At 61.6% G+C, this 15,113-nt stretch carries 15 protein-coding genes; 9 read left to right on the forward strand and 6 right to left on the reverse strand.

All coding sequences use genetic code 11. The features are described from left to right. Positions 1–4: 4 nt before the first annotated feature. The 6 genes from gyrB to dnaA form a co-directional block, all read right to left on the reverse strand. Positions 5–1,906, reverse strand: coding sequence for a DNA topoisomerase (ATP-hydrolyzing) subunit B (gyrB, locus tag VFO29_11195; GenBank protein ID HET9394069.1), 1,902 nt, complete (start codon positions 1,904–1,906; stop codon positions 5–7). Next, complete coding sequence (locus tag VFO29_11200; GenBank protein ID HET9394070.1) at positions 1,899–2,726, reverse strand: DUF721 domain-containing protein; 828 nt, start codon at positions 2,724–2,726, stop codon at positions 1,899–1,901. The genes gyrB and VFO29_11200 overlap by 8 nt, the downstream gene beginning before the upstream one ends. Then, positions 2,726–3,871, reverse strand: a complete 1,146-nt coding sequence (gene recF, locus VFO29_11205; GenBank protein ID HET9394071.1) for a DNA replication/repair protein RecF — start codon at positions 3,869–3,871, stop codon at positions 2,726–2,728. Before recF ends, VFO29_11200 begins: the two co-directional genes overlap by 1 nt. Next, entirely contained in the window at positions 3,828–5,273 is a 1,446-nt protein-coding gene (locus VFO29_11210; protein ID HET9394072.1) for an alkaline phosphatase family protein, read from the reverse strand. Before VFO29_11210 ends, recF begins: the two co-directional genes overlap by 44 nt. Positions 5,274–5,299: 26 nt before the next feature. After that, a complete protein-coding gene (dnaN, locus tag VFO29_11215) occupies positions 5,300–6,415 on the reverse strand; it encodes a DNA polymerase III subunit beta (GenBank protein HET9394073.1) in 1,116 nt (371 codons plus the stop codon). Positions 6,416–6,659: 244 nt separating this feature from the next. Continuing rightward, positions 6,660–8,030: a chromosomal replication initiator protein DnaA gene (gene dnaA / locus VFO29_11220; protein HET9394074.1), complete on the reverse strand. Its 1,371-nt coding sequence runs from the start codon at positions 8,028–8,030 to the stop codon at positions 6,660–6,662. 415 nt (positions 8,031–8,445) lie between these two features. Between dnaA and rpmH the strand changes: the two genes are divergently transcribed. Genes rpmH through rsmG form a run of 9 tightly spaced genes read left to right on the forward strand, consistent with a single transcriptional unit; the run spans position 8,446 to position 15,051 of the window. Beyond that, positions 8,446–8,580, forward strand: a complete 135-nt coding sequence (gene rpmH, locus VFO29_11225; protein HET9394075.1) for a 50S ribosomal protein L34 — start codon at positions 8,446–8,448, stop codon at positions 8,578–8,580. Further along, on the forward strand, positions 8,580–8,900 hold the full coding sequence (gene rnpA / locus VFO29_11230; protein ID HET9394076.1) for a ribonuclease P protein component: 321 nt from the start codon (positions 8,580–8,582) through the stop codon (positions 8,898–8,900). Before rpmH ends, rnpA begins: the two co-directional genes overlap by 1 nt. Further along, on the forward strand, positions 8,897–9,115 hold the full coding sequence (gene yidD / locus VFO29_11235) for a membrane protein insertion efficiency factor YidD (protein HET9394077.1): 219 nt from the start codon (positions 8,897–8,899) through the stop codon (positions 9,113–9,115). Before rnpA ends, yidD begins: the two co-directional genes overlap by 4 nt. A 3-nt stretch (positions 9,116–9,118) precedes the next feature. After that, positions 9,119–9,985, forward strand: coding sequence for a YidC/Oxa1 family membrane protein insertase (locus VFO29_11240; GenBank protein HET9394078.1), 867 nt, complete (start codon positions 9,119–9,121; stop codon positions 9,983–9,985). Between the two features lie 2 nt (positions 9,986–9,987). After that, positions 9,988–10,551 carry a R3H domain-containing nucleic acid-binding protein gene (locus VFO29_11245; protein HET9394079.1) on the forward strand — a complete coding sequence of 188 codons (564 nt, stop codon included), beginning with the start codon at positions 9,988–9,990 and terminating at the stop codon, positions 10,549–10,551. A gap of 14 nt (positions 10,552–10,565) precedes the next feature. Beyond that, a complete protein-coding gene (gene mnmE, locus VFO29_11250) occupies positions 10,566–11,888 on the forward strand; it encodes a tRNA uridine-5-carboxymethylaminomethyl(34) synthesis GTPase MnmE (GenBank protein HET9394080.1) in 1,323 nt (440 codons plus the stop codon). Between the two features lie 25 nt (positions 11,889–11,913). Next, positions 11,914–12,462, forward strand: a complete 549-nt coding sequence (locus tag VFO29_11255) for an HdeD family acid-resistance protein (protein HET9394081.1) — start codon at positions 11,914–11,916, stop codon at positions 12,460–12,462. 46 nt (positions 12,463–12,508) lie between these two features. Further along, positions 12,509–14,335, forward strand: a complete 1,827-nt coding sequence (mnmG, locus tag VFO29_11260; protein ID HET9394082.1) for a tRNA uridine-5-carboxymethylaminomethyl(34) synthesis enzyme MnmG — start codon at positions 12,509–12,511, stop codon at positions 14,333–14,335. Then, positions 14,332–15,051: a 16S rRNA (guanine(527)-N(7))-methyltransferase RsmG gene (gene rsmG / locus VFO29_11265; protein ID HET9394083.1), complete on the forward strand. Its 720-nt coding sequence runs from the start codon at positions 14,332–14,334 to the stop codon at positions 15,049–15,051. The genes mnmG and rsmG overlap by 4 nt, the downstream gene beginning before the upstream one ends. The last annotated feature ends 62 nt before the right edge of the window (positions 15,052–15,113 follow it).

Raw genomic sequence — 15,113 nt, forward strand, 5'->3', positions numbered from 1 at the left:
GGGCCTAAAGGTCTAGGTTCTTGACGCCTTTTGCGAATTCGAAGATGTATTGCTTGCGCGCTTCGACTTTGTCGCCCATCAGATCGGTGAATATCTGCTCGGCTTCGATCGCGTCTTCGACAGTGATCTGCTTGAGCCGCCGGTTGCCGACCTCCATGGTCGTTTCGGCCAGCTGATCGGCGTCCATTTCGCCCAAGCCCTTGTACTGCTGAATTTGGAAGTCTTTGCCGTCTTCGCCGACTAGTGACTGCAGCTCGGTGTCGCTGTACGCGTAGTGCTGTTTGCCTTTGCCTTTGCGCACGCCGTACAGCGGCGGCTGCGCGATGTACACGAAACCGTCCATAACGAGCTGGTTCATTTGGCGATAAAAGAACGTGAGCAGCAGCGTGCGGATGTGCGAGCCGTCAACGTCGGCATCCGTCATGATGATGATTTTGTGATACCGCAACTTCGCGAGATCGAACTCGTCGCCGAAGCCGGTGCCGAGCGCCGTGATCATCGTACGGATCTCTTCGTTTGAAAGAACTTTGTCGAGCCGGGCTTTTTCGACGTTGAGAATTTTGCCGCGCAGCGGCAGAATCGCCTGACTGTTCGGATCGCGTCCGCCCTTGGCAGTTCCGCCGGCCGAATCTCCCTCGACCAAAAAGAGTTCGCTTTCGGCGGGATTCGTGTTCTTGCAGTCAACGAGTTTGCCGGGAAGTCCCGAACCTTCGAGCGCATTCTTGCGGCGCGACAGGTCGCGCGCTTTTTTAGCGGCCTCGCGCGCGCGTTGCGCCTGCATGCATTTTTCCAAGATGATGCGCGCCAACTTGGGATTCTCTTCGAAGAAGAAATCGAGGCGCTCGTTGACCAGCGCGTAGACGATGTTGCGAACCTTTGCGTTGCCGAGCTTCGTTTTGGTCTGGCCCTCGAACTGCGGATCCTGTAACTTGACCGAGACGACGGCCGTCAGGCCTTCCATCACGTCGTCGGTGGAAAGCGAGCTGTCGGACTCTTTCAGCGCGCCGCGTTTCTTCGCGTAGCCGTTGACCGCATTGCTGATCGCCGTTCGAAAGCCGGTCAAGTGCATGCCGCCTTCGATCGTGTTGATGTTGTTCGCGTACGAGTAGATGAGCTCGGTGTACGTGTCGGTCCACTGCATCGCGACTTCGACGTCAACGCCGTCGCGTTCGTGGTGCGTGGAGATGATCGGATGCAGCGGATCCTTTTTCTCGTTCAGCCACTGCACGAACGAGACGATGCCGCCGTCGAATTTAAAGGTCCGTTCGCGCAGCTGCTCTGCGCGCTCATCGCGCAGCGTGATCGCGACCTCGCGGTTCAAGAAGGCGAGTTCGCGCAGGCGCTTCGTCAGCACATCCCAATGAAATTCCGTGACCTCGAACATCTCGCGGTCCGGTTTAAACCACTGATACGTCCCGGTGCCCTCGGCCGGGCCGAGCTTCTTCAGCTTCTGCGTAGTGATGCCGCGCTTGAACCGCATCTCCCACGTCTTACCGTCGCGCTTCACGCGCGTGATCATCTCTTCGGAGAGCGCATTCACCACCGAGATGCCGACGCCGTGCAATCCGCCCGCGACTTTGTAGCCGCCCTTGCCGAATTTTCCGCCGGCGTGCAGCATCGTCATGACTACTTCCACCGCCGGCATCTTCTCGTCGGCGTGAATGTCGATGGGAATGCCGCGGCCGTCGTCCTCGACCGAGCACGATCCGTCTTTGTACAGCGTAACCGTTATGTTTTTGGCAAACCCCGCGAGCGCTTCGTCGACCGCGTTGTCGACCGCCTCATAGACGAGCTGATGCAAACCGCGCTCGGCGGTGTTGCCGATGTACATTCCGGGGCGCTTGCGAACGGCTTCGAGGCCCTTGAGGACCTCGATCTGTTCGCTTCCATATTCTCCGTTACTCAATACTGTTTCCGTAAAAGACGTTGTATAAATCGTCGCCGAGGAGATCGCGCACGACCGCCGGTGCGATCAGTTCCGGATCGAGGCCGGTCTTGAGCAGCACGTACGAACTGGCGACGTCGCGTTCGTGCGAGCTCACGCGCTTGCGGCCGGAACGGCGCAGTTGCGTCAGTGCATCCCACCACCGGGCCAACAGCTTGCCGCGCACCTGCTCGTATTCGCTTCGCGAGAGATTCTCGACGTGCTCGGCGATACCCGAATAGCCCAGAAAAGGCACTTCGAACAGCAATCGCGCGATGGTGGCCGAGCGTTCCGCGCCGCGCACATTCGTGCAAGCCGTGCAAAACTGCCCAGTAGTTGGAACGATCCGTATGCCGCAACGGTTGCACTCTTTCCAGCCCGCGCCCGCTTTGGCCCGCTGCGCGCGCGCTACATCTTCACGAAAAAGCGCGACGGCCGATTCGAGCGTCGGCGATTTTGCGCGCCGCTCGACGTTCTTGCGCGCGGTCGTCTTGCGGCCTGCCGGCGCGCCTGTGCGATCTGTAATCCGCCCCACGCGAAAACGCACGCGTTCCAGCGCAACGCCGGTCGCATCGCGGACCGCATCGACGATGCGCTCGCTCAAGAACGACAGCTGCTGGCTCCACGCGCTCGAGCGGGTCACGACCAAGAGCACGCCGCCGGTCAACTCTGAAGGCCGGGAATTTGCCGCAATCTCCTCACCTACGATCGTTGCCCACTGCGCGCGCAGATGGGACAGGGGATCGTCCTTGATGACCTCGGCCGGCTGCCACGTGGAAAGCACGGATCGTAGCGCCCGCATCAGATCCGCCTCGTCCGCACGTTCGCGTCTTCGATCTCATAGAGCGTTCCGGCCGGCAGCGCATCGGGCAATTGGGTGGCCGTGATGAACGCCTGCTCGAACCCGCCAACGCCGTCGAGGAACGCGCGGGCGCGCTGCGCGTCCAGCTCGGAGAGGACGTCGTCCAAGAGCAAAAGCGGGGCCTCGCCCGAGCGTTCGTGCATGACGGTATATTCGGCGACCTTGACCGCAAGTACCGCCGTGCGCTGCTGGCCTTGCGACCCAAATGCGGCCAGCGAACGGCCGTCGAGATTCAGGCCCAAATCGTCGCGATGCGGCCCAACGAGCGGGATGCCGCGCTGACGTTCTTGCTCCGCGCTCGCGCGTAAACGCTCGGAAAACGCGGCCGCGATCGAGTCTTCGGTTTCAGCTTCGAATGGAACGTTCGGCCGGTAGCTCAACTCCAAGCGCTCCTGCTCTTGGCTCCACTGCGAGTGGACGTGAGCGGCGGCAACTCCCAGCGCTCGAATAAAATGGTTGCGCGCGATCATCAGCGCGGTGCCCGTCGTAACGAGCGCTTCGTTATAGATTTTTATGAGGTCCTCGTCGGGCTTCGCTTCGCCGCGCAAGAGCGACCCTTTGTTCGTGAGCGCCTTTTGGTAGGCCGCGAGGTCCCGATAGTATTGCTTCTGATCTTGCGCCAACGCGCCGTTCAGGAATGACCGGCGCACTGAGGGTGGTCCGTCGACGAGATGGAGATCCGCCGGCACGAAACTCACCACGCGCAGGCTTCCGAGAAACGTTGCGTAGCGGACGTTTCGGCCGTTCACCGTGTAGAGTTTGCGCGAACCGCGTTCGGTCGCGGTCAGCGTGCAGCCCAATCGAATCACGCCCGCGCGTACCTGTGCCGTGCCGGAGATTGTGGCGAGCTCAAAACCATCGCGAATGAGATCGCGTTCGCGACTGGTTCGAAACGATTTTCCGGTTCCGAGCAACGAGATCGCTTCGAGCAGATTGCTCTTGCCCTGAGCGTTGCTTCCGACGAAGACGTTCAGCCCCGGCGCCGGCGCGAGCTCGAGGTGCGCGTAATTACGCACATTCGAGAGGGTTAGACTATCGAGTCTAATAGTCGGCTTGCTGCGTCGCCGGCTTTTGACGCAGAAAATCCGAGACGGTCAACGTCGTGGCGATCGGCGTGAACGGCCTCGGCGCTTGCGTGAAATCAAACATGTCATCAAAGGCGTCGGCGCGCACGTCCGCGGTATACGTCTCGATCGGCGAGAGCCCGAACGTTTTTTCGATAAAGTGCAAACTGCTGGCGACTTCGTGCTGCACGTGCGAGACGTAACCACGCTTGGTGTACGGCGACACGATGATCAGCGGCGTGCGAATGCCGAGTCCCTCGTACGCGCCGGTGCGCGGGTCGGCGTACTGCGGCGGCACGACGTGATCGAACCAGCCGCCCCAATCGTCGTACATAATGACGATCGCGGTCGAATTCCAGTACTTGCTCTTGCCCACCGCGTTAACGATGTTGGCCACCCACTGCGGCCCGGTCGTGCTCAGCGATCCGGCGTGATCGGAATTCAAGAACGACGGCATAACCCACGTGACTTGCGCCAGATTGCCATTTTGGATATCGGTGAAGAACGAACTCTCGGGTGATTTGACGTTGCGCACCCAATCGGCGCCGAACCGTACCGGATAGATGACGTCGAACGCGGACCAGATGTCGCCCAGGTTCAACCCGATCGTCGGCGAGTAGAATGCCCACGAAATGCCGCGTGCGTCGAGCTGCGTCGCGATCGTGTTGTACGAAAAACACGGGAACGGGCCGGGCAACTCGAGTCCGAACGCTTGCGGAAACGTTGCGTAACTGGGCTGTGGATTTACGATTGACAGCTGCGCCGTGATTGTCGGCTGGCCAAGAGTCGAAGCGGGTGCATCGCATCCCCATGTCTGGTTGAAGTCGCTCGGGATTTCGGCGACGTGGCCGGACTGGCCGGCGATCATGTACTGATGCGAAACGTAGCTCGGGCCGTTGTTCGAGGGAAAGAAATTGTCGCCGATCGCGTATTGCGCGGCCATATCCCAGAACGGCTGCACTTCACTTTGCGGAACGAACGAATACGCTAGCGGTCTCGTGGTGCCGGGCGCGAGATGCGTGCCGAGTACCCAGCACGTCGGATCGTTGAACGGATCGTGCGACGGGCACGCGCACGGATCGCTGATCGTACAGAATCCGAAAATCTCCCTATCGAATCCGTTCATGTTTCCGCCCGCGTAATTTTCCAGAAATTGCAGGCGCAAGTGATTGATGTCGACGGGATTCGCGAGGGTAACCGGTTGGAGCGTCCACCGGTTGCCGTGAGAGTCGAAGCCAAAGTTCTGCGTGTTGGCGCCGGGATAGCCTTGAAACAATCCGTCGAACGTGCGGTTTTCTTGCATTACGACGACGATGTGCTGGATCTGCCCAACCGCCGCCGGAGAATTGCTCGGACCAACGACCGGTGCGTTGACTGGCGTGCCGCCGCCGCATGCCGAGAGCGTTATGGCCGCGGTGGCCATAACCAAGGACAAAAACCGGCGCAAGATTATTGCCGCAACGGCATCAAAACGTAAAGTTGCTGCGCGCCCTCCACCGGCTCGACCGGCTTGATGGCTGCCGGCGAAAGCGGCCCGAGGAACTCCATGACGGTCTGCGCGCTCTCGATGTGATTCAAAATTTCTACGAGATACCGCGCGTTGAACGCAATCGTCAAATCTTCGCCTTGCTGCTCGACCTCGAGCTCTTCGTACGCATTGCCTGAAACGTCCGAACTGGCCGTGACGATCAGCGTTTGATTATTCACCGCGAGCTTTACCATGCTTGCGCGATCGCCGGCGACCAACTCGGCGCGGCGCAGCGCGGCGATGAGCGTCGCCGTGCTGACCGTCAGCGAGCGATCGAATTTGGCCGGAATCACTTGGCCGTAGTTCGGATACTGCCCGTCTACCAAGCGCACGATAATCGAGGTATCGCCGGCCGCAAACATGAGCTGGTTGTTTTGCGCGCCGAGCGCGGTAACGTCGACGAATTCCGCGGTACCGAGGTTACGTGCAGCTTCGCTCAGCGCACGCGACGGCACGATATATTTTTCGCTGCCGGAGATGCCGCTCTCGAGCGACGTTTGAAACTTCGCCAAGCGATAGCCGTCGGTCGCGACCATCGTGATCGAATCGCCTTCGACTTCTAGCAGTGTACCCATCAGCACCGCGCCGCGCGCCTCTTCGCTCGAGGCCGCAAAGATTGTCGAGTTCACTCCGTCGCGGAAGCGTTTTGCCGAGATGCGGAAATGCTGTCCCTTTTGCGCGCTCGGAAGCGGCGGATACTCTTCGGCCGGCAGCGCGTGGAAATCATAACTGCTTCGCTCGTATTTCACGCTGGCGCGGGTCGGCGTACCGGTCAGTTCCATGAGCCCAGCCTGCAGATTGCCCAAATAGCTGCTGAACAGTTTGGCAGGCACGGTGACGCTGCCCGACTCGCTGATCTCCGCCGGGAACGCGTGCTCGAGCGTTACTTCCAAGTCGGTTGCCCGTACCGAAATCTTACCGTCATCCGCGCTGAGCAGCACGTTCGAGAGAATCGGAACGGTGGTATGCGCGTTGACGACTTTGCTGGCGGCACCGACTGCGCCGGAGATGTCTTTGGTGTTACAGGTGAACTTCATTCCACACTCATCGCTGGCTCTGGGTCACTCTTTATTATAAAAAGATCTAATAGTACTAGTAGTAAGGCGGTGCATTCTGCGAAGAACCGCCGATTTGCTTGCCACGATGCGGGTTTGTGCCCCGCATAACCTGTGCAAGACCCCGGGGAGTTCTTACACATCTGCACCGTCCGCCGCCCCCGAGCAGTTATCCACGCCTTCGAAGCCGCCCTGTGTACCGAAGCGTGTATTAGATGTAGAAACGCTAATCGGTCTGACAGAGCGCCACCAGCGAGCGGATCTTGTTCCGGTACGCTTCGTCGCGCTGCATTTGGTCCTTGACCTTGTCCCGGGCGTACATCACGGTCGTGTGATCCTTCTTATTGAACTCGCGCGCGATGTGCGGCAGGGACGAATCGGTCAGCTCCGTGCAGACGAACATGGCGATCTGGCGAGGCCCGGCCACGCGCTGGTCGCGGCGGTGGTTGTCCATCTCTTTAATGGTCAGGCCGTGGGCCTTGGCGATCTTGTCCTTGATGGTGTCGATCGTCACGCGGCGCAGCGGCATCTGGGCCACGGCGTTCTTGAGCACTTCGGCGGCGAGATCGACCGTAATCGTGGACTTGGTCAGCGACGAGAACGCGACGACGCGAATCAGCGCGCCTTCCAGCTCGCGGATGTTCGATGGGATGACCTTGGCAATGTACGACGTCACTTCGTCGGGCACCGGAATCTTCTCCGACTCCGCCTTCTTGCGCAGAATGGCTTCGCGCGTCTCCAGATCGGGCGGCTGGATGTCGGTGAGCAAGCCCCACTCGAAACGCGAGCGCAGCCGGTTCTCCAGCGTTTGAATCTCTTTGGGCGGCCGGTCGCTCGAGATGACCAGTTGCCGGCCCGACTCGTGCAGCGCGTTGAAGGTGTGGAAGAACTCTTCTTGCGTTCCTTCCTTGCCTTCCAAGAATTGGATGTCGTCGATCAGCAAGACGTCAACCAAGCGATACTTGTTGCGAAACTCCAGCGTCTTGTTGTTTTGCACCGCGATGATGAATTCGTTGGTGAATTTTTCGCTCGACACGTACACGACGTTCGCATCGGGAATGTCTTGCAACACGCGGTGACCGATTGCGTGCATCAAGTGCGTCTTGCCGAGACCGACGCCGCCGTACAAAAAAAGCGGATTGTACGCGCGCGCCGGCGCCGCCGCAACCGCTTGCGAAGCCGCGTGCGCGAACCGGTTGGAATTGCCGATGACGAACTCTTCGAAGGTGTACCGCGAGTTCAAATTGCCCGGCCGGAACTCGGTTTGCAGGCGCGCGGGGCCAGTCTGGACGGCCGTTTCGCCCTCCTGGGCCGGCGTTTCGCCGGCTTGCTCCACTACGACGAACTGCAGGTCGAACGCGGTGCCGAACGTGTCGGCCAAGGCTTCGACGATCTGCGCTTTTAAGCGATTTTCCACCCAGTCGCGGGCGAAGTTGTTCTGCACCGCCAGCAGCAGCTCGTTACCGTTTAAGGAAACCAGGCGCAGCGGCTTGATCCACATCTCGTAGATCGGTTTGGAGAAACGTCGTTCTAGCGCTGTAAGTGCGGATTGCCAGAGTTCATTCGAAATATCCGAGGTTCCAACCGCAAGCGCCATCCTGTTTCCGTCCCGTCGTCATCTAGTTCAGAACCTCATCGGCGACAAAAGTCGGTCGACGCAGTCCCTTCTTGGAGGCGCATGGGTTGGCGCTATCGGGGGCGTATCCTGCGGTAAATTAAGAGATTCTTATCCACTTATCCACAGGTGTAGAACCCTCCATTTTTCGGCTCAAAACCCGCACAATCCACCGTTACAAGCGAGCTCTTGACAAGCGCAAAAAGCGCCGTCACACGGGCCTTTTAGGGGCAAGTCGGGCAAGCGGCGCAGCACTGCTTTCCACAGCGTTCTCCACACGTGTGGAGAGCCGTCATTAAGCAAACTTGGCTTGACGCTGCGAGCATGCTGGTCCTATACTAGGTGGCTGTGTCCTGCGGGTGCATCCGCGGCACGCTCCCAGGAGTAGGATCCACGTATGAAGCGGACCTTCCAACCGCATAACCGCCGGCGCAAGCGCGTGCACGGCTTCCGTGAACGGATGTCGACCAAGAACGGCCGGCGCGTTATTGCTGCCCGCCGCAAGAGGGGCCGCAAGCGCCTGAGCGTCTGATGCGACGCTTTGCCAGCCTGCGGCGCCGGGCGGAGTTTGCCCGCCTGCGGCAGCGCGGCCGGCGAACCGCCACCCCGAACCTTACGATCTATCGAAGCCAGGGCTCGCCTGAAGGCGAACGACCCCTGGTGGGCATTACTGTGTCGACCTCGGTCGGAAAAGCCGTCCTTCGTAATAAGGTGAGGCGCCGGATCGCCGCCGCCGTGCACGAGCTGATTCCGGCGGACCCGCAGCTGCGGGTGTTGATCGTCGCCCGGCCATCGACGGCGGTGGCGTCGTATTCCGACCTTCACACCGAACTGGCTCGCGCGCTCGCATGATCCGCACGCCGTTGATTCTTCTGCTGCGGGCCTACAAAGGCGTTGTCTCGCCGTTTCTTCCGCCGGCCTGCCGCTTCTATCCGAGCTGTTCGGAATATGCCGCGCAAGCATTCGAGAAACACGGCGTTTTGCGCGGCGGTATCATGTCCGCGAAACGGATCGCGCGTTGTCACCCGTGGCATCCCGGCGGTTTCGACCCCGTAGCTGAAAGGTAACCCTTGCACTTTATTCTGGCCACCAACTGGTTTCTCGACCCGATCGTCGGCGGCATCACGGCGATCCTCGATGCGATCAATTCGGTCGTGCACAGCCGCGGTTGGAGTTTGGTCATCTTCGCGCTCGCCTTCAAATTGATCTCGTGGCCGCTGAACACCAAGCAGTTCATGGCCATGATCAAGATGCAGAAGCTGGGCCCGCAGATCAAAGCGCTCCAGGCGCGTTACGGCAAAAAAGATCCGCAGCAGTTACAAAAAGAGACCATGGAGCTGTACCGCAAGCACGGCGCCAACCCGCTGGCGGGCTGTTGGCCGATGCTGGTCCAGTATCCGATCATTATCAGCGTGTACTACGCGGTGTGGTCGCATCAAAAGCTCTACGAGAACGAACACTGGCTCTGGGTCGGCGCGCCGTTCACGCAACACGTGTCGCCGTTGCTCTGGAAGGCCTACCTGTTCGCGCCGAACTTGGCGTCGGCCGACATCGTCTTGCTGCTGCTTTACGCGATATCGATGTACTTCTACTCACGCTATGCCACCATGCCGTCCACCGATCCGCAGCAAGCGCAGACGCAAAAACTCATGGCGATCTTCTCGCCGCTGATGCTCGGGTTCTTGGGCTTGCGGTACAACTGGCCGTCAGCCATGGTGCTGTACTGGTTCTCCTACAACTTGTTCACGATGGGCCAGCAATTTTATCTGCTGGGTAAATATCATCAGCCGCTCTCGGCTCTCGACGACTTCCACCCGATCACCGACGTGCCGGATGCGCAGCCCAAAGCGTTGGCGAAACCGAACGGTGAAGTCGGCCAGCAGCAGCAGCGCGGCTCCCGCAGAAACAGAAAGAAAAAGAGAGGCGCAAGAAGGTAGCTATGTTCGAAGACGACATCGAGCCCGAAGACCAGCAGCCCGGCGGCGGGCGCCGGAATGGAACGCGGCGCACCGCTGCGCGGCCTCCGCGTAAGCGCGTCAAAGCGGAGATGCCCGACGCGGCCAAGCCGGCGCGCGATCTGCTCGAAGAGATCTTAGGAAAGATGGGCGTGCCTCACGCCGAGATCGAGTATCTGTCGCGGCCCGAAGGCGAGTACTTCGAAGTGACCGGTCCCGACTTGGCGATGCTGATCGGGCGCCACGGCAATACGCTCGAAGCGCTCAACTTGGTCTTCAATAACATTCTGAACGCCGGCGTGAAGACCAACCGCAAATACTACACGATCGACGCGGAAGGCTATCGCGCCCGCCGCGCCGACCAGTTGAAGAGTCTCGCGCTGATGACGCTCGAACGCTGCATCCGCGAGAAATCGCCGCAGAAGCTCGAGCCGATGTTGCCCTCCGAGCGAAAGATCGTGCACCTTGCGCTGGCGGACAACTCTTATGTGCGCACCGAATCCGAAGGCGTGGAACCGGAACGCCGCGTCGTAATTTTCCCCAAATAGACACCATTTGTGCGATCGCGACGCCGCCCGGCGTGGGCGCGATCGCGATCGTGCGCGTGAGCGGTCCGCAGGCGCGCGCCTTGGCAGCGCGCCTTTTTCGTTCACGCGGCGACCTGCAGCCGCACGTCGCTACCTACGGCACCGTTGTGGATGAAAACGGCGCAACGCTCGACCGCGGCGTTGCGATCTTGGCGATCGCGCCGCACAGTTACACGGGCGAAGATACGCTGGAACTGCAGATTCACGGATCGCCGATCGTCGCGCGCGAGCTCGTGCGCGCGCTGCTGGCGTGCGGCGCGCGCTACGCCACGGCCGGCGAGTTCAGCCGGCGCGCACTGCTCAACGGCAAGATGGATGCGCAAGAAGCTAGCGCGGTCGCGGATCTGATCGCGGCTGAATCGCGATCGGCCGCGCGCGCGGCCGCTGCCAACTTGGGCGGGGGCGTTGCCCGCGAAGTGCGTGCGTTGCGCGCGCGCGTTTCGGAAATACTCGAAGAACTTGCGGCGGCAATCGATTTTCCCGATGAAGTCGCCGACCCGGATCCGGTGAAGCTGCGCGCCGCGCTCGACGAGATTAGCAAAGCGCTGCGCGGGCTGCAGCGTGAGGGTGAAGCCGGGCGCTTGATCCGCGAAGGCCTGGGCGTCGCGATCGTCGGTCCGCCCAACGCCGGCAAGTCGTCGCTGCTGAACGCGCTGCTCGGCGAAGAACGAGCCCTCGTTTCGGAGATTGCGGGAACCACGCGCGACACGATCGAGGAATCGATCGCGGTGGACGGCGTGCAAGTGCGCTTGATCGATACGGCCGGCATCCGCGAGCACGCCGATCGTCTCGAGTCGGCCGGCATGGAACGGACGCGCCGCGCGCTCGCTGACGCGCAGCTCGCGATCGTCGTTCTGGACGGATCGCAGCCGCTCGACTCCGAGGCACGCGGAATTCTCGCTCAAACCGAGGACCGGCCACGCGTCGTCTTCTGCAACAAGGCCGACCTCGGCGATGCCGGCGCGCGTGAACTCGACGGCCGGGCGGACGTCATCGGGTCCGTGTACGAGCACTCGACACTGGAGGCGCTGCGCCACGCGGTCTCGCGAGCCGGTTGGGGCGGCGATCTGCCGGACCTGGAGCGCCCGCACTTAGCTGCGCTCTTCGAACTCGACGCCGTGGCCGAGGCGCTCGAGGCGTGCGAGCGCGCGAGTGAGACGCTCGAGCGCGGCGACCCGCCGGACCTGATCGCCGGCGAACTTCAGCGCGCCTTCGCGGCGCTCGGTCATCTCTCGGGCGATGCCGCCAGTGAAGAGCTATTGACGCAAATATTCGCTCGCTTCTGTATCGGGAAATAGCAAGCGGGCGGCGAAGGCCGCTTGCATGGTTGATGTACTTTCGCGTAACTGGTGGACGTTCTTAATCCGTGGCATCGCGTCGGTGATATTCGGAATTCTGGCGCTGGCGATGCCGGGGATCGCGCTGGTCGTGCTCGTGCTGCTCTTCGGGGCCTACGCATTCGTCGATGGCGTCTTTGCGCTGGTCGGCGCGGTGCGTGCCGCGGAAGCGAAGGACCGCTGGGCGCACCTGCTCTTCGTCGGCATCTTCGGGATCCTGGTCGGCGTGATCACATTCTTCTACTGGCAGATCACGGCGTTCGCGCTGCTTTATCTCATCGCGGCGTGGGCCATCGTCACGGGCATTCTGGAGCTGGTCGGCGCGTTCGAGCTGCGGCGTTTCATGGCGGACGAGTTCTGGTGGTTGCTGGCCGGTTTGGCGTCGATTGCCTTCGGCGTGCTACTGATCTGGCGGCCGGGCAGCGGAGCGCTGGCGGTTGTCTGGACCATCGGGATCTATGCGATCCTGTTCGGCGGTTTCCTGATCGGGCTGTCGTTCCGGTTGCGCAATCGCCTTCCGCACGGCGCGGGATAACGGACTGACCTAAAGCCCGGACCGTCTGCTACAATAGCGGGCGGTCATGTCAGACGCGTTTCATTCGGACGATGCCGGCGTCATTATCGTCGGCGGCGGCCACGCGGGCGTGGAAGCCGCGCTTGCTTCCGCGCGTTTGGGCGTTTCAACGCTGCTCCTGACGGGGGATCCCGATCGCATCTGCACGCTGCCGTGTAATCCGTCGATCGGCGGGAGCGCCAAAGGCCAACTGGTGCGCGAAATCGACGCGCTGGGCGGCGAGATGGGGCGCATCATCGACCAATGCTCGGTGCATGCGCGTTTCCTGAACGAATCGAAAGGCCCGGCCGTGCGCGCATTGCGTGCACAGGCCGATAAACCCGCGTACGCGCGTCTGGCGATCGAAACGTTGCGCGCGCAGCCGAATCTGCGCATCGAACGCGCGATGGTTGAGTCGTTGATCGCGAGCGCCGGCGAAATTCGCGGCGTTGCATGCGCCGATGGATCGCGTTATTCTGCGCGGCGCGTTGTGCTAGCCACCGGCACGTTTCTTGGCGGCAAATCTTTTCGCGGTGACGTCGTGCAAGCCGAAGGCCGTTTCGGCGAACCGCCGGCGATTGGATTGGCGCACTCGCTGCGCGAGGTCGGCTTTCCGACGCAGCGCTTAAAGACCGGCACGCCGCCCCGGATCGATCGCAATAGCGTGAACGTCGATGCCATGCAAATGCAGGCCGCAAGCCCGATTCCATTGATGTTTTCGTACAATAGCGAGGTGCGCTTTGCCGGTCCGCAGCTGCCGTGCTATATCACGGAAACGAATGAGCGAACGCATCAACTCGTGCGCGACAATCTGCATCTTTCGCCGCTGTACGGACTCGATTTAATCAAAGGAATCGGCCCGCGATATTGTCCATCGATCGAAGACAAGGTTGTGAAGTTCGCGCACAATCCGACGCATCAAATCTTTATCGAACCCGAAGGCTGGAACGAACCGACGTGGTACGTCGGCGGGTTTTCGACGTCGCTGCCTGCCGAAGTGCAGCTCGCGATGTTGCGTACGATGCCCGGGCTGGAAGACTGCAAGATGTTGCGCGCCGGTTATGCGGTCGAGTACGACATGGTTCCGCCGACCGAGTTGCGCGACACGCTCGAAACGCGCCGTTTGACCGGTCTGTATCATTGTGGGCAGCTGAACGGCACGTCCGGGTACGAAGAAGCTGCCGCGCAAGGGCTTATTGCGGGCATAAACGCGGCGCGCGCCGCGCAAGGCCGCGATCAGTTGCGCTTGGCGCGCAGCCAAGCGTACATCGGCGTGCTCGTTGACGACCTCGTGACCAAGGGCGTCGACGAACCGTACCGCATGCTCACGTCGCGCGCGGAGCATCGCATCGTGCTGCGCCACGATAACGCGGATCTGCGGCTAACGCCGGTCGGGCGCGAGCTCGGACTCGTTAACGACGCAGATTGGGCGCGCTTCGAACGGCGCCGCGATGCGCTGGCCCAAGCGCGCCGGCTCTCAGATTCCACGCGCATCGGCGTATCTACAATCTCGGATCTTCTGCGGCGCCCGGCCATTCAGTTCGGCGACGTCGCGTCGACTTTGGCGGAGGTCGAGCCGGCCATCGGCGAGCGGCTGGCCATCGAAGTAAAATGCGAAGGCTACGTGCGGCGCCAGGAGATCGCGATCGAAAAAGCCGCCCGGACCGAAGGCGCTGCCATGCCGGACGAGATCGATTACGCCGCGATCGTCGCGCTGTCGCGCGAGGCCCGCGAGAAGCTGACCGCGCAGCGTCCCGCCACGCTCGGTGCCGCGTCACGGGTTCCCGGCGTGACCCCGGCCGATATAGCAATCCTCAGCCTCTACGCCAACGGCGCCACGCTCGCTCCGGCGTGAGCCCGGAAACTGAACGCGCCGAGGCTTTGCTAGCCGCCGGCGGTGCATCGCCTGAACACGTACCGCGGCTCGCCCAGTACGCGGCTCTGGTCCTGGACGCGAATCGAAAATTCAATCTGACCGGCGCGCGCACGATCGACGAGTTCGTGCCGCATATCCTCGATAGTCTGACCGTCGTTCCGTATATTCGCACGCCCTATGTGGACGTCGGTAGCGGCGGCGGACTGCCCGGAATACCGGTAGCGATCGTTACGGGCGCGCGCACGCTGCTAGTCGAGGCGACTGCCAAAAAAGCCGCTTTCCTTCGCGAGGCGATCTCCGCCCTCGGGATCGACGCGGAGGTTGCCACCGCGCGAGCGGAGGACGCTGGCCGCAAACCCGAGCTTCGCCAGCAGTTCGTGACCGCGACTGCCCGTGCCGTCGCTACCGCTCCGACGGCCTTGGAACTCACGGCCCCGCTGCTGGCGGTGGGCGGCGTCGCAATACTCCAGCGAGGATCCATGGACGTGACCGAGCGGACGGCGCTGGAAGGGGCCGCGCTGATGCTGGGCTGCGTGGTTGATGCCGAAGTGGCCCTGGAGGGAGAGCGGCGCCTGATCCTCGTCCGGAAGACCTCGGCGACCCCCGAGCGGTTCCCCCGGCGGGCGGGCATTCCGGAAAAGCGACCCCTCTGCAGCTTAAATGTTCCCCGGGGAACCTTGGGTGCTATTATCTGACCTAGAATGGATAAGCGCTCGCGCTGGTTCCCGACATGGGCAATCCTGTTGCTCGCGATTGG

The organism is Candidatus Rubrimentiphilum sp., assembly GCA_035710515.1.
Classification (GTDB): Bacteria; Vulcanimicrobiota; Vulcanimicrobiia; order Vulcanimicrobiales; family Vulcanimicrobiaceae; genus Rubrimentiphilum.